This window comes from Vibrio nigripulchritudo (assembly GCF_027924785.1).
Lineage (GTDB): Bacteria > Pseudomonadota > Gammaproteobacteria > Enterobacterales > Vibrionaceae > Vibrio > Vibrio nigripulchritudo.
The window spans coordinates 1,218,501-1,240,048 of record NZ_AP027050.1 but is presented as its reverse complement, the minus strand read 5'-3'; the positions used below and the strand labels follow the sequence as shown (position 1 = coordinate 1,240,048).

Sequence of the window (21,548 nt, the reverse complement as noted above, 5' to 3'; positions counted from 1 at the left end):
GCAATAAATGCGCAAAATAGCGACTGAAAACTAAGATTTTGAATATGAAAGGACGCATTCTCTTTATTTAAGTGAAGGTGAATATATGAAACTGATTTTAATAATGCTCGCTTCGATTTCTGCAGGTGTTGCTTCTGCGGATCATTTTCATTCTTTCATGTTGGGTCTGGCGGTATCAGCGCTAGCAGTAGGCAGCTGCTACTGGTTCTCATTCCGTAGCTCTCGCTTCCCGGCATTCGCTGTTTTCCTACTATTGTGCGGCATGCTTTCAAAGCTCACGATTACCGTCGTTGGTGTTATGGTCGGTGTGAATAAAGGCTTAATGACATCGCCACTGGTGTTTGCATTAACTTACCTTTATTTCTCTTTAGTCATCACTTATCTGTGGTTCAGCTATCGCCAGAGCATCACCAAGAAGCCGGGTCAGATTGCAGAAGCAGAAGCTTAATTTGCAAAAACGGTAAACAAGAATTTTTGAAGAAGCCTTCCCAAGTGGAAGGCTTTTTTGTGCTCACAATTTGGCTCACATTGTGTGGATGGTATGCAACATGTGATGAAATTGTTCAAAAAGCGAGCCAGCGGTGCAAATAGCATAAAATACGCTTATTAATTAATCAGTTACACAATATGCCGTTCCTTACGCCATTTATATCCTATATTGTATATAGAAGTGGTGGGAATCTTGCGCTGATTTAATCTTTAGATGTGTTAAAGTTCACCATTCTGTTTAAAGATACCCAAGTGATAATTTATCGAAAAACGTAATATGTTCTGGGTATTAGCAATTATTTTTAAGTATGCTTTTCATACGCGACCTATGGTGAATTAATGTCATTTCCTATATTGATCTGTGACGACTCCGCGCTAGCCCGTAAACAGATGGCACGTTCACTACCTGCTTCTTTAGGAGCAGATATAACCTTTGCTGTCCATGGATTAGACGCATTAGAACAACTTCAAACGCGTGAATTCAAACTTATGTTCCTAGACCTGACGATGCCTGAGCTGGATGGATACGGCACGTTAGAAGAAATCGGGAAACGTGGAATCGATATTAAAGTGGTGGTGGTATCGGGGGATATTCAGCCAAAAGCTAAAGAGAAAGTCATGTCTTTGGGGGCGAAAGCCTTCATTCAAAAGCCCATCAATAAAGATGCTTTGAAAGATGTGCTTAAAAGCCTCATTGAGCCGCCCACACAACCTCAAACCTATATGCCTTCGCCTGTTGAGTTACCAGTACTCAAAAGGCGTGATATTTACATGGAAGTGGCTAACGTAGCCATTGGCCGGGCAGCCGATGCGCTGGCTCGTCATTTTGATGTATTCGTTCATCTCCCTTTACCTAACGTCAACATTTTTGAAGTGAGCGAACTGCATATGGCGCTTAGGGATCTTGCTGATAACGATCAGGTTTCCGGTGTCTGTCAGGGTTTCAGTGGAGAGGGTATTGCCGGTGAAGCTTTGGTTTTGCTGAGTGATTCATCCGTCAGTGACATTAACAAACTGATGCAGGTGCCTGCCAACAATGAGCACGAAGAGCTCGAACTTCTGATGGACGTATCCAATATATTGGTGGGCTCTTTCCTTAATGGATTAGGCGAACAATCAGAAGTGCGCTTTTTTCAGAGTTCACCCGTTCTTTTAGGGCAACACATTCCTATTGATTCCATTATTCAGAGCACAGCGGGTGCGTTTACCAAAACCATGACCTTCGAAGTAAGCTACAACATCGACGGCACCAACATTAAGTGTGACCTGCTGTTTATGTTTGTAGACGAATCTCTTCCTTTGTTGGATAACAAACTGGCGTACTTGATGGAGGATGAGTTGTAATGCTGAATCTACCTGCAGAATTTGAACAGTTCCACTGGATGGTGGACATGGTACAAAATGTCGAAATGGGCTTGGTGGTGTTGGATGAGAATTACAACATTCAAGTCTGGAACGGCTTTATGACCCATCACAGTGGAAAACAGGCACACGAAGCAATAGGCAAGTCCCTGTTTGAAGTGTTCCCGGAAATCCCGAAAGAGTGGTTTGTGTTGAAAGCCAAACCCGTTTACAACCTGGGTTGTCGCAGCTTTATTACCTGGCGTCAGCGCCCATACCTATTCCGTTGCCGCAATGTACGCCCGATTACCCAGCAAGCTGAGTTTATGTATCAGAACATCACTCTGAACCCGATGCGTACGCCGACTGGTCAGGTGAAATCTATGTTCCTGTCCATACAAGATGCGACCGCTGAAGCCGTTATCGCAGGCGTAGCAGAAAGCTAATCAGCTACCATTAAAAAGCCCAGCCATTTTAAATGGCTGGGCTTTTTGTTTTTTCAAAGACTTAAGCCTTTACTTCATTCTGGCTGCTACCAGTATTGAGCACATCCGACACACTTTGCAGAGTCACGGAAGCGATGCTTCTTAATGCATCATCGGTTAAGAACGCCTGATGACCTGTAAAGATCACATTGTGGCACGCAGACAGGCGGCGGAATACATCGTCGACGATCACATCGTTTGATTTGTCCTGGAAGAACAACTCTTTCTCGTTGTCGTACACATCCAGACCCAAAGAACCAATCTTGCCAGATTTCAATGCTTCAATTGCAGCAGCAGAATCCAGAAGATCTCCGCGACTGGTGTTTACAATCATCACACCATCTTTCATCTTCGAGAACGCATCGGCGTTGAGCATGTTGCGATTTTCAGGAGTGGAAGGGCAATGCAGGCTGATCACGTCAGCGTGCTTGTACACTTCTTCTAATTCCGTGTATTTCACACCCAAATCAATAGCCGCAGGGTTTTGATACGGGTCGTAACACAGAATCTCCATGCCCAGACCTTTCAGAATTCGCATGGTGGCGAGACCAATCTTGCCCGAGCCGACAATACCAGCGGTTTTACCGTGGAAGTTAAAGCCAACCAAGCCTTCAAGGGAAAAGTTAGCATCACGAGTGCGCTGGTATGCTTTGTGGTAACGGCGATTCAAGCACAACATCATGCCCACGGCATGCTCGGCAATGGATTCTGGTGAATACGCAGGTACGCGTACGACTTTTAAGCCAAGGGTTTCAGCAGCTTGCAGATCTACACGGTCGAAACCCGCGCATCGCATCGCTACTACTTTAACGCCTGTGTCTGCGAGTTGTTGTAGAACCGGGGCAGACAAATCGTCGTTTACAAATGCACATACAACATCACAGCCCGAAGCCAAACGTGCGGTTTGCTCGGTTAATCGAAAATCATGAAACTCGAATTGATACGAATAACGTTCGTTTTCTTGGCTAAAACTGCGTTCGTCATAAGACTTGGAACTGAAAAATGCGATCTTAAGCATGACTATACTCCTCGTTATAGAGTTAGTTATTAGTATAAGTGAGTACCCTAGACTTGCTTGATGCATCAAAAAGTGGGGTACTTACGTATACTTACACGGTGCGAACATGCTGATTGCGTTATTAATACGCTCGTTCAAAACAAAAATAAACCCCAAATTTACTGAGCGTTAACTGTTTGTTATTAAAGAAAATAATAGGGATTAATGAGGTGATTTCTAAATAAAATTAGGAAGATAAACCAGAAAATGGAAAGGTTTTAGATATGAATTCTTCGGTAAGGTAACACAAAAAAATTACAAATATTAGTCTTGTCAGGAATCTTTTAGTGCCTATAATGCTGAAAACCGGAGCGTCTGCCAACGCTCCGGTTTTTTTGTGTCCGAAAAACGTGAAACTCTTCTGCCAAAGAGATTCGCGTCTGAAAGTTGCCAGCCAACTTTCTACGGGCATGCAATACATAGCTAAAGGAAATTGCATACCATGCGTATCGAACATGAACTCAAGTTAGGTTTTAAAGATGTCCTGTTTCGCCCGAAACGTTCAACCCTAAAAAGCCGTTCCCAAGTAAATTTAACCCGCGAGTTTACCTTCAAGCACAGTGGTCGTCAATGGTCTGGTGTCCCTGTGATCGCTGCCAATATGGATTCTGTCGGCACCTTTGAAATGGCGCAAGCCCTGGCTACCAATGGAGTCATGACCGCTGTTCACAAACACTACTCTGTGGAAGACTGGGCTGAGTTTGTTAAATCTGCCGACAAAAGCGTGCTCAACAACCTAATGGTGAGCACAGGCACATCCGACGCCGACTTCCGGAAAACGAAAGACATTCTTGCCTTAAGCGATGAGCTTATCTTCATTTGTATCGACATTGCCAACGGATACTCGGAGCACCTGTGCGAATACGTATCTAAAGTGCGTGCCGCATTCCCTGATAAAGTCATTTCCGCAGGCAACGTCGTGACTGGCGACATGACCGAAGAGCTAATCTTAGCGGGTGCCGACATTGTAAAAGTAGGCATTGGTCCGGGCAGTGTGTGCACCACACGAGTGAAAACAGGTGTTGGTTACCCACAGCTTTCCGCCATTATCGAATGTGGCGATGCAGCGCACGGTTTAGGCGGCACCATCATTGGTGACGGCGGCTGTACTTGTGCAGGAGACGTCTCCAAAGCCTTCGGTGGCGGCTCCGATTTTGTCATGCTAGGCGGCATGCTGGCTGGTCACGAGGAATCGGGCGGCGATCTGGTTGAAAAAGACGGTAAAACGTTTATGAAGTTCTACGGCATGTCTTCTCAATCTGCGATGGATAAGCACTCCGGCGGTGTAGCCAAATACCGTGCAGCAGAAGGCAAAACCGTATTACTACCATTCCGCGGTCCAGTTGAAAACACCATCCAAGATATTCTAGGCGGTGTGCGCTCAACCTGTACTTACGTAGGCGCCGCTAAACTAAAAGAGCTAACTAAGCGTACGACTTTCATCCGCGTGCAAGAGCAAGAGAACAACGTATACGGGAAAGAGTAACTAAGCATTTATTCGATAGCTATGGCAGGGAATCTACCCTGCCTTATTTCTATGTTGAGGTGTAATGTGTTTATCGATAAAGAGTAAGCAAACTCATACCATTAAATGGTTGGTCAAATGGAGCCTCTTTACTAAGCGCAATCAATTTATCAAAATCTATATGAGCTACTGCTTCGAGCTCCGAGTGTGAAGCATAGAGGCGTCTTAATATCAACCAGTCTTTCATAACCGATTGATCTCCAGTATTTGATGTGTACTGAACAACAGAATCTGAATAGCTTTTCAACTCCAGCGCATAACATCGTTCGTCCGCGATTTTAGTGAGCATGATGATGACCTCACCTCTATCTTTCTTCGATAAACCGTTAAACCACTTGTTTGTAATTTCGGCTTTATCAAATGAATCCTTTCGATCTTTATTGCAAAGAGCAATTTTATTGTTCAACACGCTATAATTTTCTTTAACTTGTTCTTTAAGGTACATCTCATAAGAGGTAGCTGAGATTGATGCGCTCAGGACGACTGAGATACCAGTAAACCACTTAAAGAGCGCTATAAATACATGTCCAAAATTCATACTCTTATAGTTCATATGAGATTTAAAGTTAAAGGCTAGCAGGGTAACGATCTATAAAAGATGGCTTTCTAGAAGAAATTTGACTCTGATTCAACGTAGGCAAGTTTTCGCCAGAAAAACATGATTTGTTCTTGGTTGCATATTGTTTTTCAACTCCTTCTATTTAGGGAGTCGATACAAAATGCATATCAGGTTATAGAAATTCCTTTCATAAACTAGCTTATGCAATAGCGCTTTTACATTTGTTTTCGATTATGGGTTTTTGTTTGAAATGTTATGTTATAACATTGTGCGCGAAAGCAATGGATAATCGACAAAATGAAAAATATTAATGCAATTATCGAACACGTAGAGCAGGGCTGTAAGGCGAATGGAAAGCAGCTAACAGCAAAGCGAGAATTGGTACTTCGCGCTCTGGTTCACTCTAATCGGGCGTTGTCTGCTTATGAGTTAGTGGACTACTGCAAAGAACAGTTCAACCAGATCATTCCGGCTATGTCGGTCTACCGTATCTTAGAATTTCTGGAAGGTGAGCACTTGGCTCATAAGATTCAGGTCTCGAACAAGTACGTTGCGTGTTCTCATATTCTGCGCGACTGCGAACACGGCGTTTCACAGTTTTTCATTTGCTCTAAATGCGAAAAAATCACCGAACATACCATAGACCCTGAAGTGATCGTCGGTCTTCAATCTACTGCTCGCAAAGAGGGTTTTACAGTAGTCAGCCCCCAATTAGAAATTAGCTGTGTGTGTGACGAGTGCGCAAAGCAATCTTAATCTATTCGTTTATGCAGCAGTGGTAATGCACACCACCTACCAATTTGAATTTATTTTAAGTCCCCACCATTAAAGGAGATGTCGAAACGCTATGTCAGCAACGCTAATCAAGAATGCCCGCGTGGTAAATGAAGGAACCATCACAGAAACGGATTTGCGGATCGTCGATCAGCGAATTGAAAAAATAGAAGCCGACATAACGGCGCAGCTTTCCGATAATATCGTCGACGCAAAGGGGGCATATCTGCTTCCGGGAATGATTGATGATCAGGTTCACTTTCGCGAGCCGGGGTTAACTCATAAAGGCTCGATCGCAACGGAATCTCGCGCTGCAGTGGCGGGTGGTATCACCAGCTACATGGAAATGCCAAACGTTAGTCCAGCGACCACAACTATTGAAGCATTAGAAAAGAAATACGCGATTGCTGCTCAAAACTCGGTGGCGAACTATTCTTTTTATCTTGGTGCGACTGAAGACAATCTAGAACAGATTAAGCGTTTGGATCCCAAGAATCACTGTGGTGTAAAAGTGTTTATGGGCGCGTCGACAGGCGATTTGCTAGTTGAACATCCACAAGCGTTGGATGCTATTTTCCGTGATGCACCAGTTTTGATTGTTACTCATTGTGAAAGTGGACCTGTGATCAGTAAGAATCGAGAGCAACTACTAAGTAAAAAGCCAGTTTTCACCATAGAAGATCACCCTGTATTGCGAGACGACGAAGCGTGCTTTGCATCTTCTTCTTATGCCGTAGATTTGGCGAAGAAATACCAAAGCCAGTTGCACGTTCTGCACATCACTACTGCTAAAGAGCTGGCGCTTTTCGAATCGGGACCAATTCAAAACAAACACGTTACTGCTGAAGCCTGTGTGCATCATTTATGGTTCAGTTATCAGGATTACGCCACGCTAGGTAACCAGATTAAATGTAACCCCGCCATTAAATACCAGAGTGATAGAGACGCGCTGATTCAGGCTCTTCATACCAATCAAATCGATATCATTGCGACCGATCACGCTCCTCACACCTGGGAAGAGAAGCAGGTGGACTACAATCAGGCACCAGCAGGATTACCTCTGGTTCAGCATGCTTTGCTAACGTTATTGGATCATGTGCATCACGGTCGAATGAATATCGAACAGGTGGTAGAGAAAACCGCGCATAACCCAGCCATTCGTTACGCGATTCAGGATCGTGGGTTTATCCGAGAGGGTTACTTCGCTGATTTGGTACTGGTTGATGCCCAAACTTCAACCAAGGTAACGAGCGAGAACATCCTATATCACTGTGAATGGTCTCCGTTTAAAGGGCATGAATTCACATCACGGATCAAAAATACCTGGGTGAATGGCGGCTTGGTTTATGCCAACGATTCTCTGATTGATGTGCAATCGCCTGCTATGCGTATGTCTTTTGACAGGTAAATGATCTATTCAGGCAGTACTGTTTAGTATAAAAACGGACTGCAAAAGAGGAGTGATTCGCTAGGTGGTTTATCTGGCGAGTCAAAAGAAGGAGAGTGGCAAGTGAGCTCTGACAACATAGATAATTTGGGTGTGCCTACCAATATCATTACTGGATTTTTAGGCGTAGGTAAAACCTCTGCGATTCTCCATATGATGAAAAATAAGCCCAGTAACGAGCGCTGGGCGGTGCTGGTTAATGAGTTCGGAGAAATTGGTGTTGATGGCAGTTTGATTCAGGGTAACCACGATGAAAAACAGCAGGTTTTTATCCGTGAAGTACCGGGTGGTTGTATGTGCTGTGCGGCTGGATTGCCAATGCAGATCGCACTGAATCAGTTGTTATCGGAAGCAAAACCAGATCGCCTTTTGATCGAACCGACTGGGCTTGGTCATCCAAAAGAAGTGCTTCAAGTACTTTCGTCTGAACATTACCGAAAAGTGCTGTCGCTGCAAAAAAACATCACGCTGGTGGATGCGCGGAAACTGTCGGGTTCGATATACACTCAACACGACACCTTCAACCAACAAATAGAGATTGCCGATACCGTGGTAGGTCACAAGTTGGATCTGTATCAGGGCGACGAAAAAGCAACGCTGGAAGAGTACGTCGCTAAGGTTGGGCGACCAAATACGCGAGTGATCTTTGCGCAGCATGGCGACATTCCTTTCGCTGAATTTGAAGGGAAGACGACTGTTCACTCGCAGCCTCCGCATCACCATCATCATGGTCACAATGAACCACTGGTGTCGGAGCTCCCTATACCAGAAAGCGGTGTATTGAAAGCAACGAACCAAGGAGAGGGCTTTCATAGTGTGGGGTGGCGCTTTTCTCCTGAGAAGATCTTTAATCGCAATACACTCTTAGCACTGCTTGCTGGTCTTAATGTAGAGCGCATGAAAGCGGTATTCATCACAGAGAGCGGTATATTCGGGTACAACATGACGTCGGATGGGCTAGCAGAAGCAGAGCTTGATGACTGTTATGAGAGCAGAATAGAGCTGATCTCAACTAAGGTTGATGAAAGTTTTGAATCTCAGCTTTTAGGTTGTGTTCACGGATAGATAAATTAAGCATCTGCGAGTTTTAAAATGACCGCAGATGCTTTTGAGTGCCGTTTTAGCTTTTTTAACCCACCTTTACCTGCTTTTTCTCAGCTAATGCCATGGCAATATTGCTCTTGCAGTAAGCACTTTCATTAATGAAGTGCGGGTACACATCGTGCTTTCCTTCCCAAGAATAATCGCCCCCTGAGAATGTCGATAAGATCGGTTCTCCGGGTTTTACTGCTTCGAAATCTCTGCCGCAAATCGTCGGATGAACGGTGGCAATGCGCATGCCGGTTTCATCGAGAGGAATTTTCACTTCTTCAAATAGATAGAAAGCGTCATAGTTGTTTAGGGCAGGAAGCCTGTTGAGGTTGTGATTTTCGACAAAATCCAGCACCGCCGTTAACATGTGTTTCATCAAATCCAGAGTGTCCGACTTCAGTGAACCATGTGCCTGAGCACCAACTTCTATCATCACTCCATGTTGCCCAAGTGTGCATAGATAAGGATGTTCATCCCACGATTGTTGAGATTCAAAAAGAATATAGGCATTGGGCATTCGCTGTTTAACGTAGGCTCCCATTTGTTGATAGAAGGGAGAATCAGCAAGCAGAATAAGCGTTGCACCCATATTGCTGGTGGTATTGTGCAAATCAATGACCAACTGATTGCCTTGCTCCGAGTATTTGTCTTTTAACTGCTTGGCTAAGTTTACCTCATGGGAGTTTGGTTCTTCTTCTGGTGTGGTAGAGGAAAAGAGTCGGTTTAAATCGTGATCAACAAAGCGACAGTTCTGCTCCATTGAGAGTGGGTTTGCGATGATGGATTCGAACGAAAACGAATCCCGGCTTGCGGGATACAAGCCATCCTTAATCAGTTTATGAAGGTATATGCCAGAAAGTTCGTTGCCATGAGTACCTGAAACGAGAAGTACTTGGTTAACTTTGTCCATGAGGTAGAAATTCCATTCTGAATTGAGTCAAAAGCGGTGTGTGGTTCGCTGTAATGAGATGTTTGGTGAAATTGTATAGTTTAGTGATGTTATATCATAACATTTTTTGGTGTGTGAATATTCACAGAAATCACAAAGCCTTGGATTAGAGAAACGTAACCCATTGCAACATTAGTCAATATTCTACTTTGCACATATTTGAGAAGATGTTTACATGTGTGCAGTTACGCAAAATCAAGGAGCGAAAATGAGTATTTGGAGTCTGCCTGACACCTTTAGTTTTCAAGGTCGGGATGTAAAGTATGGCATTCAGGGTGAAGGTGAACCTGTGGTACTTGTTCACGGCACGCCTTGGTCTTCGTTTAATCTCAGGCATTTGATACAAAAGCTTTCTACTCAATACCGAGTGCACTATTTCGATTTGTTAGGGTACGGCGAATCCGATAAAAGCGATGCTGATGTTTCACTTGGTATACAGAATCAGCTTCTGGATGCTTTGATTGATTACTGGCAACTGGACTCACCTTACATTGTAGGGCATGACTTTGGTGGCACGACGGTTCTTCGCAACCATCTTCTAGATCATCGAGACTATCGAAAAATAGCGGTTATTGACCCGGTAGCTTTGTCACCTTGGGGTTCACCGTTCTTTAAACATATCGAGCAACATGAAAGCGCATTTGCTGGCGTCCCGGACTATATTCACACCGCCATTGTTGAAGCCTATATAAAGACGGCGGCTTATCAACAACTGAGTGAAGAGACCATTGAAGGAATACTGACACCCTGGACAGGCGAACAAGGGAAACCCGCATTTTACCGACAAATAGCGCAAGCGGATTCAAAGTTTACCGATGAGTTTCAGGATAAATTTGCAGACGCGAGGGCGCCTGTTTTGGTTTTGTGGGGTGAAGAAGATCAATGGATACCCTGTGATCAAGCATACACACTGCAAAGCAAAATCCCGGGGGCAAAACTTGTTACCGTGCCTGAAGCCGGGCACCTTGTGATTGAGGAAAACCCCTCAGCATTAGCAGAAGCTATTCTGGAATTCTTTGAAGACTAAACCCGATCTGGTGGGCGGCTCTACCGATTCACGCAAACAAAAACGCAGTGCTTATGGCGCTGCGTTTTTGTTTCAACTCTTACAAGCTATCAACCTAGACCCAATTCAAGGCTATTTGTAAAGGTGTTCAGCCTCTTTAAACATATTGGTGATTTCTCTTGTTCGGGCGATACCGCGTTTGTCCAAGATCCAGTCCTGAATGCCTTTGTAAGCCTCGCGAAAGGTACGGTTTTTGAGTTGCCAGTCAGTTGAGACTTGCTTGCCATCCACCGTGACTTGCGCCCGAAGAGCTTCGACAACTTCCTCTCCGTAGCGCCTTTTTCGTTTACTTAAGCCCTTAACAGAGCCGTCGGCATGAAATATCTGGTTTACATCGAGCGAGAGTCGAATATCTCTTACCCTTCGTTTTTCATTGAGCTGTTCTTGAAATGCGTAGGCAGACTTCTCAGCCTTCTTGGGCGAGTCGAATTTAGAAAAAGGGAAGTATTTTTGTACGTTAAGGACTTTGTCTTGAACTCTGTAGCCTTTCGGCGAAGTTTTAGTTGGGTAAAGCATGACCGTCATCGATGGAGTCTCTTTCTTAACACTCTATTTATTATGTCCAATCCGAGAATTGGTTAATTACAGGCAAAATGTGTGAGGCGAGAAGCTTGCTTCCATAAGCTCCTGACTACAACACGTTATACAGTTAAGTCTACACCATAATCAGGAAGTTCAAGTTAATGTTTGGTTAGTTGTTGTCAGGTGTTTAAAAAAAGGTAGTTTTTTATTAAACACAACAAGGGATTGGTTGGATTCGAAAAATGGCAAGCTTTTTTATTGAACCGTTTATCTGATTCTCATATCAATGTTAAAAGAAGTATTAAAAGTTCACGTTGGTAACGAATTATGGCATTTTAGCTCTCCCTAAATTGTTTTTTGTCGCTAAAACTGGCGAATTTGTAAGTGGTTCGGAGTCGTTTTGGAAGAAAAAATTAAGTTTATTGCCAGTGATATGGATGGCACTTTGCTAGATAGCGCTAAGCAGCTACCCCAAGAATTTTACGATGTTTTTGACTCGCTAAAGCAAAGCGAAGTTTTGTTTGCTGCGGCATCCGGCAGGCAGTATTACAGTTTGCTGAGTATGTTTGAATCGGTTGCCGACGACATGATTTTCATTGCTGAAAATGGCGCGTTTGTAATGCATCAGGGCAAAGAGCTATACAGCTGTGTGATACCCAAAGACGAAGTGCACAGTATTATTCGCACGGTTCGTGATATTCCGAATTCCGATGTTGTTCTCTGTGGTAAAAATTCTGCCTATATCGAAACCGCTGAGTCGAGCAAATTCGAGGAGATTCAGAATTACTACCATCGAGTAGAATGCGTCGAAGACTTGCTTGAAGTGGATGATGAGTTCATCAAAATAGCGATCCTGAACTACGAAGGCACAGAAGAGCACGTTTACCCTGTGGTCGCTGAAAAATTTGGGGATACTCATCAGGTCGTCGTCAGTGCGAAAATCTGGCTAGATTTTATGCACAAAGAAGCGTCTAAGGGAACGGCGATCAGGCACTTGCAAGGGTTGTTTGATTTTAACTTTGAGCAAAGCATGAGTTTCGGCGATTACTTTAATGATGTGGAAATGCTCAAAGAGACTTACCACAGCTACGCGATGGAAAATGCCCATCCTGAGATCAAAAATCTCGCTCGTTTCACCGCTCCTCACCAAGATGAACAAGGCGTTCTAACCGTTATCAAAGAGAAAGTTCTGAACCAGAACTAGATATTTGATGCAGTGCGTAAGTGTGGTTTGGCTCAGAAGTAAAGCAGGGGTGTAATGGAAGTTTCGCTTAAACAGATTGAAGAAAGTTCGCGCCATATTCTGGTGAACCTTTTTCCCTATTACATTTACGATATGTCTGAATTTATGGGCTGGAACCCAAATGAAGAAGGGCACTTCACTTACCCTTCTTCAAATTTTGATGTGTATTGGAAGCGCGAAGATCACACCCCTTTCTTCATTTATGTTGAGGGTGAGTTAGCAGGCTTTGTATTGGTTCGAAAATACCCCAATAATCAAGCCGTGTTTGATGTCGCTCAGTTCTTTGTATTGCGTAAATTTAAGCGTATGGGCGTGGGCAAAAAGGCTTTGCATACCGTGGTCAATCGTTTCCCGGGGGACTGGCAAATTCGTGTGCTAATCGGTAATCACGGCGCGCTTAAATTCTGGCAATCCGCGGTGGAAAACTTAGTCGGCAACGCTTATTCGCTTTCCAAAGACGTAGATACCGACCTCGAAATGCACTTTATCCGGTTTCAGTTTTAAATATTCCAACTGCAGCCGTTACAGGCTGCGGTGTCTAACATTCATTCTTAAATATCTCTGTTGTCATCCAGCCACACTTTCAATTTGTTACTGTGGGATAGCATTTGACTCATGTCGTCCTCCGTCCAATCATCAAAACATTCGTTCATCATGGGCAGAAAGCTGCTAAATGCACTTTGAACCTTTGCGAGACCTTTCTCGTTAATTCTGACCCATTTTTTTCTGCCATCTTGTTCATCTTTTCGAATGTCGATCAATCCCATGTCGAACAATTTATTGACCACCTTTGTAATCCCAGGCTGGTTCATCTGCATCACCTGAGCAAGCTGACTAATGGTCTGTTCTCGCTCTGGCTGATGAGAAAAGTGGTTGAGCAGATTGAACTGAGACTGGTTTAGCCCAAGTGGTGCTAAAGCCTTTCCAAGCCAAGAGTCTGTTAGCTGATTAATTATTCCCAAAGAAATCATTATCTTAAATGATAAATTCTGCTTTTCTGTCAACATTTTGATTAAAATCTCTTGATTAATATTCCATGGAATATATATTTATTCCGTGGAATGTATTTTAGCAAACTAGTCAGAAAGGGTATAGCAATGAACAGAAGAAACTTCATTAAAGTCTTAGGTGCAGGCGCAGTTGTTGTGGCCGCAGGTCCTGTCGTAGTGGGTCAGCTTTCCAGCACCACTGGTTCGTTGCTCAGACCTACTCAGACGTATTCTGATTTGAGAAAGACACTCATCAGCTATGCAATGCTCTGCCCAAACCCCCACAACACGCAGCCCTGGAAAATAGCGCTGGAGGGTGAAGACACCATTCTGCTTTACGTAGACAGCGAACGCTTGCTGCCTCAGACTGATCCAATCCACCGCCAGATTCACATTGGGCATGGCACATTTATTGAAAGCTTAGTCGTCGCAGCCAGCCACTTTGCTACACGAGCAAACGTCACTTATTTTCCCGATGGGGAATACACAAATCAGGTACTTGAGAACAAGCCAGTGGCTAGAATACGGTTAGTTGCCGATTCTAATGTCAAACCTGATCCGTTATTCAATCTGCTCGTTACCCGTCAGTCGAATAAAACGGTATACGATGAACAAAAACTTTCGGAAACCGAACTTGAGCAGATACTTGATTCAGTCAAAGGGACTGAGTTCCAGCTCAAATTGATTCAAAGTACGGAACAGAATGAAACCATGCGAAACTTTTTGAACAACGCTATGGTCATTGAAGAGCAAAATAGTCAACGCAGCCTCGAGACCATTAATATGTTTCGATTTAACGACGAAGAGTTAAAGCGTTATCGCGACGGATTTGGTCTTCCTCAGAACGGTGTTACTGGTGCCAAGCGTTGGATGGCTGAGCAGTTTTTTGTTTCGCGTGAGAGTGCACTAAAAGACCCAGCAGCTTTTGGAAAAGAGGGAGTGAAGTTGACAAAATCGGTGACAAAGAGCACCCGATACTTTGCAATGCTGGTGAGTAAAGACAACCGACGTTTGACTCAATTAGAAGTAGGGCGACTTTACAACAGAATCAACTTGCTTACCGAGTCATTGGGCATTGCACAGCATCCCATGAGCCAGATCTTACAAGAATATCAAGATATGCTGCCTTTACAGCGTGACTTCAAATCGTATTTCAATATTCCAGAAGCTCATACAGTGCAAATGCTTTTTCGCTTGGGGAAAGCTAAAAGAACTCCTGAATCACCGCGAAGAGAAGTCACTGATATCTTGATTTAATGCTTGTACATATGGAGATAAAAATAGCGACCGAGCTGGGGCGCTATTCAATCTTGTTCAGGAAGTGATTCTTTGGCTGTGGTTTCTATCTGGCGGCGTGGGCAATCGGTCTGGAATACTGTCTTCGCCATAAATAATGATTTCTGCCTGTTGATGAACGTAATCCAACTCGCGTTGTTTTTCTCTCAGGGAGACAGCTTTTGTCGGACTATGGGGTGCGTCGACGAGCGAACGAATTTCGTGTCGTAGCGCTACCGCACGGTTCATGAGTTCATCAAATTTTTCGTTTTGATTCGCCGGTTCTGACATTGTGTTCATGGTGAGCCCTTGTTCTATTTTTGGGTTCTTACTCTAACCATACCCTGTACGATCACCCTAGCTCTACTCAGGTGTGTTACCAAATGTGACTAAATTATAAACAACTCAATTATCGCAATGATTTGATTGTACTTTTGGCGATCAGGAAATTTGAAGATTTTTTGAGCTTCATCGTTCACGTGTATTTGTCAGAATTTCGAATATGAGTTCCAGTCACAAAGTGAGAATGAACATGTTGTTCGGTATGGGTTTACAACGATTTCTAGCCAGTTAATTTTCTAAATTGCGATGAAAAATCACTCAACTTGCGAGAAGCTTGGCAATTTTGTGTAACGTTAAGAGTGTGTTTATCTATTCGTGACATACTCTCCACCCCTTACTGATAATTTTAGGCTTTGAGTGGTTTTCTCGTGTCCGATTCAGATTTCCCCAAAAACTTGTTTGCACCTCATTCTCAGGACAAGTCTCCTGAGTCGTCGATTGCCCAGTCAGAGGCGAAGAGGCGTAAGAAGCAGGCTCAACTACTGGACTCTGATTATCTGGACAAGCTCTCAGGCGCTTCCGATGATGAATACATCGGGCTTGCCGAAGAATACGCCTACAAGGGCTCTCCTGTTGCACAAGTTGCATTAGGGGAGATAAAACTTCACGGTAATGGATTAGAGAAAAGCACCGCTGAGGCGATCTTCTGGCTTAAACGAGCTTTATCCAGTCAGAATGCCGATGCTGCACTAAAACTGCATACTGTTTACTCTCAGGGTTTAGGCGTCCGTCCTGACCCGATAAAAGCAAGAAAATACATCAAAATTGCTGCGGATTCTGGTTTGCCCAATGCTCTGTTTGTTTTCGCCCAAATGCTGATTGAAGGCGAAGGTGGTGATAAAGATGAAGATGCAGCAATTGAGTACATGTATCGTGCTGCTAAAAACGGCTACAAAGATGCCATTGTTTTTCTGTCTGAAAACGAACTGACAATTTTTTAAAAGCGGTAAAAAGTCTTTTAAGTCATATCGTTCAAAAGGGTCGCGTTTGCGACCCTTTTTACTTTGTTTTGTTTAACTATTTTCCTTATGAATTCCGTCGGTTTTTGCCGCGCAGATAAAGTCATTGCGGTGTAGCCCTTTGATGGAGTGACTCCACCATTGAACGGTTACTTTGCCCCATTCTGTCGTAAGAGCTGGGTGGTGACCTTCGCTTTCTGCCATTTCTCCGACTAGATTGGTGAAAGCGAGTGCCTGTTTAAAGTTTTTGAATTTGTATATGCGCTCAAGCTGATTGATTCCATCGATTTCAATGAGGTTCCATTCAGGAATTTGTTGAAGTAACTGCTCTGCCTCTTGCTTTTCAACTCTTGGCGCATCCATTCGACAGGCTTCGCAACTCGATTCTGAAAGTGTTTCTGACATCATTATTCCTTTTAGCTTTCAAGTTCATACATAGGTTTGTGCAACCCAAGTGATTTTGCACGTTTCACCAACGACATGATATCGAGATCAGCCAGTTCAAAGAGCTGTTCGATGCCATCTAAATAAAAATATTTGGGTTGCATAATATCGATTCGGTAAGGTGTTCGCAGTACTTCAATAGGATCAAGTGGAGCGATCACGGGTTTTCCGCTGTACACGTATTGGGTTTCGCCGGGGCTTGAGAGAATACCGCCGCCATAAATACTCAGACTGTTCTGGTTTTTTATCAGTCCAAACTCCACCGTGAACCAGTAAAGTCGAGCAAGAAACACCCGGTCTTCTTTCGATGCGTTCAATCCAAGCTTGCCGTACTTCTCTGTAAACGCCGCGAACGCGGGGTGGGTGAGCATTGCGCAATGACCGAAAATTTCATGAAAAATGTCCGGTTCCTGGAGATATTCCATGTCTTCTTTTGTTCGGATAAAGGTGGCGACGGGAAAACGCTTGTTGGCTAGGAGCTCAAAAAAACGATCAAAACTGATTAATGCGGGAACAGCTTCGCACTGCCAGCCAGTTGAAGGTTTGAGTACGGCGTTAATTTCTTCCAGTTGTGGCAGCCGATCAGACGGGAGATTCAATTTATCAAGCCCGTCCATATACTCGTCACAGGCTTTGTTCTGAATACAGCCTAACTGGCGCTCTACAAGTTGATGCCAAACGCTATTTTCTTCATCCGTCCATTGAATGATTCCGTTCTCATCTGCCGACTTTGAACGGTATTGGCTTTGCTTAGTCATAAGTCACCATGATGTTGCAAATATGTTGCATTTGTTATGGTAACTATCAATGAAATCTGATTTATCGTCTACAAAACAACCGATTTGTAAAAACATTAACCTGTAACAATATTTTTACAACTTGATGCGAAGGCGAGAAGTAATGGGTATTTGTGGCTAGGAAAGTGCGCCCTTTCACACTATGAAAATTCAGGCAAATTTGTTTAACGATTAAAGGGAAATAATTCTATTGATATGTGTGTTATTTGTGTAGAATCTCGCGCGCTTAATCAATTGTGAGAATATCCCGATATTGTGAATGTTTTGGCTTGAACTCATTCGCGTTGATTCTCATGCAACACAATCAGATTAATTGGATTTCGTTTTGAAAAAACAGTTTGCCTTAGTTTTTGCGAGCGTTGCAGCTTTGTCTGCAGGTGTTAACGCAAAAGAGCGTCCAGAGACATATCACTTATTTACTGCCAAAGTTGGCGGATCCAGTTTCCAGTCTAAGGTCGCAGCCGTTGGGGATTACGAGTTAGCAGGTAGAGCGCTTTCTCTCGATTATTCTCGTATGACTTCATCATGGACGGAGAGTCAGAAACTGCATTTAGGTGTTTCTTTCTCGGGAGATATTCACTACAACTCGAAGAAAAAATCTGATACTTCAAAACTTTACGAAGTCGAAGAGATCAGTTCTCTAACGCTAAACTTAGCGCCAAAAGTGAGTTATTCACTGACGGAATGTGTCGAGATTTATGGTATTGCAGGTCTTTCATACGGTTTTGTTGAAGCTCTGGAATACAAAAAGACCAGTGTGGTTGATAAAGATTCAAAACCTCGTGCAAAAGGTGCGGGTTACGTTTGGTCGGTAGGGGCATCCTACAAGCTGGATAACGATTTTGAATTTGGTGCTGAGCTGCGTGGCAACCATTTAACACTTAAGAAAGATGGTAAACAGGGCGATGCCGATCTGTACGGCATGTTTGTTACTATGGGTTACCAGTTCTAACTTTCCTTTTTTAGAATTCTAAAGAAAGCGCCGTCTATCAGATGGCGCTTTTTAGTTGATGCTGCTTCGTCCAGAATATGATGTCTTCGAGAGTCTGAGCTCTGCCGTTGATAAAACCCTGAACATAGTCGCAGTTCGCCGTATCCAACAGTACCATCAACTCAGTTTCTTCAACTCCTTCCGCAATGACTGTGCAATTTAAGCCATGAGCGAGTGAGATAGAAGATTTCACAATAGCGTGGTCTGCTTCGCTTCGATGCATCCCAGACACAAAGGATTTATCGATTTTAATTTGATCAATGGGCAGTTCTCTCAGCAAGGTAAGAGAGGAATAACCAGTACCAAAATCGTCGAGACTGATCTTAAAGCCAATTTCACGCAGAGCCTGAAGCACTTGCTTGGTGTTTTTCAAATCTTTGAGCATGTTGCTTTCGGTGACTTCCAGCACAAGACGGTTGGCATTAAGCTGGTCACTTTTTACCAACTGTTCGAGGTTGTTAAACAGGGCGCGGCTATTAAGATCCTTGGCGGAAAGGTTGAGGTGAATACTGGCATCAATGCCCGATTCGTGAAAAAGCTGCATATCAAGGATCACCTGATTCACAACCCAGTCGGTAATGTCCCTAATGATGTGGGATTGCTCTGCAATCGGAATAAATACTTCTGGTGAGATAAAGGTGCCATTGGCTTGCGGCCAACGTATTAACGCCTCATACCCGTAAAGAGAATTGTAGCGTGTGTTAACGATTGGCTGGTAATGCAATTCAAATTCCTGATTGTGTAGAGCGGAAGTCAGTTGGCTGGAAATATCCAGTTGCTCTTTGGCTTTGTCTGCCAAATCGCTTGAATAGAAATAGAGACCACAACCGAAGTTTTTCGCTTCGTACATTGCGACATCTGCCTGCTTTAGGATCTGGTCTTTCTCGGTACTGTACTCCGGATAGATACTTACCCCAGTACTTATAGAAGCGATGATACTGTATTCGCCAAGATTAAACGGATGGCTCAATTCTTCAGTGATGACGGTATAAAGTTCTTCAATCGGTCTGCGACCACCGGTTCTCAAAATAACGACAAACTCGTCCCCTCCGATACGGGAAAAAAAAGCCTGTTTGGGCAGTATCATGCTGAGTCTTTGGGAAATTTGCCGTAGCAGCATGTCACCAAACTGGTGACCCATGGCGTCGTTGACGTACTTAAAGTTATTCACGTCGAATAGCAGCACAGAAAATGGTGTTCTGCGCTCTATGCGCTTGTCCAATTGCTGCATGCAATAGTGGCGATTGGGCAATTGGGTAAGGGAATCGTGCATGGCGTTGTAGCGTTCAAGCTGAGCTATGTCATCAATTTTCCCGATGCTTTTGAGCGAATAGTTAACCACCAGCGCTACGAACAGGCTCCCGCCGAACAAAATGGCAGACATGCCAAGTTCGACAAACGTAATAGTGCGAATACTGAGGAGATAGAAGAGAAACAGGGAATAACCGATCATAAAAGCAATGATCAATGTGAGAAGAATTTGCCAGCCGATTTCATGGGTTTTTTGGCAAATCTGAACAGCAGGTTTGAGCCCTAAGCCCAAAAACACAATTCCCAGAAAGACCAATAAATCCGCAAATAGAATCACACTCATCCCTTAATTACAGCAGCCTGAAGGCATGACTCAATTGGGCTGCAGGCGCAATTGTTCTGGTCTCAGGCAATGTTTACAGATCAAGTATAGACAACCTGTTCCAACATATTTCATAAAATGGTCAACAAGGAGTTGCGTTGCTTTTTGTTTATATTAGTTGTGATTCATATAGTGATATTTAATTTGTGACTCTAACTAAATTTATTTCTGCGCTAGATCAACAAATCCTCAAATCAGATGTGGAAGAGACTAAAAGAAAGTTGAAAGATTAAAAAATTATTGAATAATGGCTTAAGTCTCGATGAAAGCATAATGCTTCAGATATTTAGCTAAAAACAGGATACGTACCTTATGTCTAATTCCTTTGTTCTGGTTATCAATTCAGGCAGTTCATCCCTTAAGTTTGCTGTGATCAATTCCGAAACCGGAGAAGCAATCGTAAGTGGTTTAGGGGAGTGTTTCGGGTTGCCAGAAGCCGAAATTAGTTGGAAATATCAAGGGAATAAAACAGAAGAAGCCATCACAGCTCCTGAACAGCACCATCAGCATGCCATCAACCGCATTGTAGCCCTGATTGAAGAGTATCAACTGAGTGACAAGATCGTTGCTGTTGGGCACCGAATTGTTCATGGTGGTGAGCGCTTTACTCAAACTGTGCGAATTAATCAGGATGTTCTGGAAGAAATTGAAGCTCTGGCTGATCTGGCTCCGCTTCATAACCCTGCAGGCGCAACCGGTATTCGTGCAGCAATGAATGCCTTCCCGGCGTTGCCTCAATTCGCTGTATTCGACACCGCATTCCACCAAACCATGCCTCAGAAAGCCTTCACTGGCGCAATCTCTAACGAGTTGTACAAAGAATATGGTATTCGTCGATACGGTTTCCACGGAACCAGCCACTACTACGTGAGCCGTGAAGCAGCAAAAATGCTAAACAAGCCAGTAAACGAATCCAGCTTTATCTCGGTTCACCTAGGAAACGGTGCATCTGTCTGTGCAATCAGCAATGGGGAATCGGTGGACACCTCTATGGGCTTTACACCTCTTGCTGGGTTAATGATGGGAACTCGTTCTGGCGACCTGGACCCAGGCATCATTGAATTTCTGATGAAAAAAGGCTGGAGCCAGGAAAAAGTATTCGAGACTCTGAATAAGAAATCTGGCTTCTTGGGAGTGTCTGGGCTTACTTCTGATGCACGAGGCATTTTAGACGCCATGGAAGAAGGGCATGAAGGTGCGAAACTGGCATTTGAAGTGTTCACCTATCGCGTTGCCAAGTACATTGGTTCTTACCTGATTCCACTTAATGATCTGGATGCCATCATCTTCACGGGCGGTATTGGTGAAAACTCTCTGCCTATTCGCCGTGAAATCTTGAAAAACCTGAAGCTTCTTGGTTTTGTCGAAGACGAGAACGGCAACGAAGCGGCACGCTTTGGCGAGTCAGGCATCATTGGTAAATCGGATACACTTGATGCGGTGGCAATGGTGATTCCAACTAACGAAGAATTTGTGATTGCTCAGCAGTCGGTTGAACTGCTGTAAATTGACTTGAAATCGATATGAAAAAAGCGAGCTCAGACAGCTCGCTTTTTTTGATCTTGACCG

At 43.8% G+C, this 21,548-nt stretch carries 23 protein-coding genes; 14 read left to right on the top strand and 9 right to left on the bottom strand.

Annotated elements, in window-relative coordinates; translation table 11 throughout:
- Window positions 1–85: 85 nt before the first annotated feature.
- From QMG91_RS23980 to QMG91_RS23970, 3 genes are all read left to right on the top strand, one after another.
- A complete protein-coding gene (locus tag QMG91_RS23980) occupies window positions 86–448 on the top strand; it encodes a hypothetical protein (protein ID WP_004409047.1) in 363 nt (120 codons plus the stop codon).
- A gap of 380 nt (window positions 449–828) precedes the next feature.
- Entirely contained in the window at window positions 829–1,833 is a 1,005-nt protein-coding gene (locus QMG91_RS23975) for a response regulator (protein WP_281830570.1), read from the top strand.
- Window positions 1,833–2,276, top strand: coding sequence for a PAS domain-containing protein (locus QMG91_RS23970; RefSeq protein ID WP_004409044.1), 444 nt, complete (start codon window positions 1,833–1,835; stop codon window positions 2,274–2,276). The genes QMG91_RS23975 and QMG91_RS23970 overlap by 1 nt, the downstream gene beginning before the upstream one ends.
- A 61-nt stretch (window positions 2,277–2,337) precedes the next feature.
- Here the strand turns inward: QMG91_RS23970 and QMG91_RS23965 are convergent, their stop codons facing one another.
- On the bottom strand, window positions 2,338–3,333 hold the full coding sequence (locus tag QMG91_RS23965) for a 2-hydroxyacid dehydrogenase (protein WP_045964452.1): 996 nt from the start codon (window positions 3,331–3,333) through the stop codon (window positions 2,338–2,340).
- Between the two features lie 481 nt (window positions 3,334–3,814).
- Between QMG91_RS23965 and QMG91_RS23960 the strand changes: the two genes are divergently transcribed.
- Window positions 3,815–4,858, top strand: coding sequence for a GMP reductase (locus QMG91_RS23960; protein ID WP_281830569.1), 1,044 nt, complete (start codon window positions 3,815–3,817; stop codon window positions 4,856–4,858).
- 70 nt (window positions 4,859–4,928) lie between these two features.
- Here QMG91_RS23960 and QMG91_RS23955 read toward each other — a convergent pair whose 3' ends face one another.
- Window positions 4,929–5,435 (bottom strand): hypothetical protein, encoded by a 507-nt coding sequence (locus QMG91_RS23955; protein ID WP_281830568.1) that lies wholly within the window; start codon window positions 5,433–5,435, stop codon window positions 4,929–4,931.
- 318 nt (window positions 5,436–5,753) lie between these two features.
- On the opposite strand from QMG91_RS23955, the gene QMG91_RS23950 reads away from it, so the two are divergent.
- From QMG91_RS23950 to QMG91_RS23940, 3 genes are all read left to right on the top strand, one after another.
- Complete coding sequence (locus tag QMG91_RS23950) at window positions 5,754–6,212, top strand: Fur family transcriptional regulator (RefSeq protein WP_004409037.1); 459 nt, start codon at window positions 5,754–5,756, stop codon at window positions 6,210–6,212.
- Window positions 6,213–6,303: 91 nt separating this feature from the next.
- Window positions 6,304–7,638: a dihydroorotase gene (locus QMG91_RS23945; RefSeq protein ID WP_281830567.1), complete on the top strand. Its 1,335-nt coding sequence runs from the start codon at window positions 6,304–6,306 to the stop codon at window positions 7,636–7,638.
- 102 nt (window positions 7,639–7,740) lie between these two features.
- Entirely contained in the window at window positions 7,741–8,742 is a 1,002-nt protein-coding gene (locus tag QMG91_RS23940; protein ID WP_281830566.1) for a CobW family GTP-binding protein, read from the top strand.
- Window positions 8,743–8,806: 64 nt separating this feature from the next.
- On the opposite strand, the gene QMG91_RS23935 is transcribed toward QMG91_RS23940, so the two are convergent.
- Window positions 8,807–9,679, bottom strand: a complete 873-nt coding sequence (locus QMG91_RS23935) for an aspartoacylase (protein WP_281830565.1) — start codon at window positions 9,677–9,679, stop codon at window positions 8,807–8,809.
- A 247-nt stretch (window positions 9,680–9,926) separates the two neighbouring features.
- Here QMG91_RS23935 and QMG91_RS23930 point away from each other — a divergent pair, with 247 nt between their 5' ends.
- Window positions 9,927–10,745, top strand: a complete 819-nt coding sequence (locus QMG91_RS23930) for an alpha/beta fold hydrolase (protein WP_281830564.1) — start codon at window positions 9,927–9,929, stop codon at window positions 10,743–10,745.
- A gap of 111 nt (window positions 10,746–10,856) precedes the next feature.
- On the opposite strand, the gene QMG91_RS23925 is transcribed toward QMG91_RS23930, so the two are convergent.
- Window positions 10,857–11,309 carry a hypothetical protein gene (locus tag QMG91_RS23925; RefSeq protein WP_004409029.1) on the bottom strand — a complete coding sequence of 151 codons (453 nt, stop codon included), beginning with the start codon at window positions 11,307–11,309 and terminating at the stop codon, window positions 10,857–10,859.
- A 397-nt stretch (window positions 11,310–11,706) separates the two neighbouring features.
- Between QMG91_RS23925 and QMG91_RS23920 the strand changes: the two genes are divergently transcribed.
- Window positions 11,707–12,510 carry a Cof-type HAD-IIB family hydrolase gene (locus QMG91_RS23920; protein WP_022599450.1) on the top strand — a complete coding sequence of 268 codons (804 nt, stop codon included), beginning with the start codon at window positions 11,707–11,709 and terminating at the stop codon, window positions 12,508–12,510.
- 54 nt (window positions 12,511–12,564) lie between these two features.
- Window positions 12,565–13,053, top strand: a complete 489-nt coding sequence (locus QMG91_RS23915) for a GNAT family N-acetyltransferase (protein ID WP_281830563.1) — start codon at window positions 12,565–12,567, stop codon at window positions 13,051–13,053.
- Window positions 13,054–13,100: 47 nt separating this feature from the next.
- Here the strand turns inward: QMG91_RS23915 and QMG91_RS23910 are convergent, their stop codons facing one another.
- Window positions 13,101–13,520 carry a MarR family winged helix-turn-helix transcriptional regulator gene (locus QMG91_RS23910; protein ID WP_281832720.1) on the bottom strand — a complete coding sequence of 140 codons (420 nt, stop codon included), beginning with the start codon at window positions 13,518–13,520 and terminating at the stop codon, window positions 13,101–13,103.
- Window positions 13,521–13,646: 126 nt separating this feature from the next.
- Between QMG91_RS23910 and QMG91_RS23905 the strand changes: the two genes are divergently transcribed.
- A complete protein-coding gene (locus QMG91_RS23905) occupies window positions 13,647–14,795 on the top strand; it encodes an Acg family FMN-binding oxidoreductase (RefSeq protein WP_281830562.1) in 1,149 nt (382 codons plus the stop codon).
- Window positions 14,796–14,852: 57 nt separating this feature from the next.
- On the opposite strand, the gene QMG91_RS23900 is transcribed toward QMG91_RS23905, so the two are convergent.
- Window positions 14,853–15,113, bottom strand: a complete 261-nt coding sequence (locus QMG91_RS23900) for a hypothetical protein (protein ID WP_281830561.1) — start codon at window positions 15,111–15,113, stop codon at window positions 14,853–14,855.
- 410 nt (window positions 15,114–15,523) lie between these two features.
- On the opposite strand from QMG91_RS23900, the gene QMG91_RS23895 reads away from it, so the two are divergent.
- Complete coding sequence (locus tag QMG91_RS23895; RefSeq protein ID WP_004409020.1) at window positions 15,524–16,096, top strand: tetratricopeptide repeat protein; 573 nt, start codon at window positions 15,524–15,526, stop codon at window positions 16,094–16,096.
- A gap of 72 nt (window positions 16,097–16,168) precedes the next feature.
- Here QMG91_RS23895 and QMG91_RS23890 read toward each other — a convergent pair whose 3' ends face one another.
- Together QMG91_RS23890 and phhA are read right to left on the bottom strand one after the other, a co-directional pair.
- A complete protein-coding gene (locus QMG91_RS23890; protein ID WP_038142242.1) occupies window positions 16,169–16,519 on the bottom strand; it encodes a 4a-hydroxytetrahydrobiopterin dehydratase in 351 nt (116 codons plus the stop codon).
- Window positions 16,520–16,530: 11 nt separating this feature from the next.
- Window positions 16,531–17,316 carry a phenylalanine 4-monooxygenase gene (phhA, locus tag QMG91_RS23885; RefSeq protein ID WP_281830560.1) on the bottom strand — a complete coding sequence of 262 codons (786 nt, stop codon included), beginning with the start codon at window positions 17,314–17,316 and terminating at the stop codon, window positions 16,531–16,533.
- Window positions 17,317–17,680: 364 nt separating this feature from the next.
- Here phhA and QMG91_RS23880 point away from each other — a divergent pair, with 364 nt between their 5' ends.
- A complete protein-coding gene (locus tag QMG91_RS23880) occupies window positions 17,681–18,307 on the top strand; it encodes an outer membrane beta-barrel protein (protein WP_022591876.1) in 627 nt (208 codons plus the stop codon).
- A gap of 37 nt (window positions 18,308–18,344) precedes the next feature.
- On the opposite strand, the gene QMG91_RS23875 is transcribed toward QMG91_RS23880, so the two are convergent.
- Entirely contained in the window at window positions 18,345–19,934 is a 1,590-nt protein-coding gene (locus QMG91_RS23875; protein WP_281830559.1) for a putative bifunctional diguanylate cyclase/phosphodiesterase, read from the bottom strand.
- 357 nt (window positions 19,935–20,291) lie between these two features.
- On the opposite strand from QMG91_RS23875, the gene QMG91_RS23870 reads away from it, so the two are divergent.
- On the top strand, window positions 20,292–21,485 hold the full coding sequence (locus tag QMG91_RS23870) for an acetate/propionate family kinase (RefSeq protein WP_004409006.1): 1,194 nt from the start codon (window positions 20,292–20,294) through the stop codon (window positions 21,483–21,485).
- The last annotated feature ends 63 nt before the right edge of the window (window positions 21,486–21,548 follow it).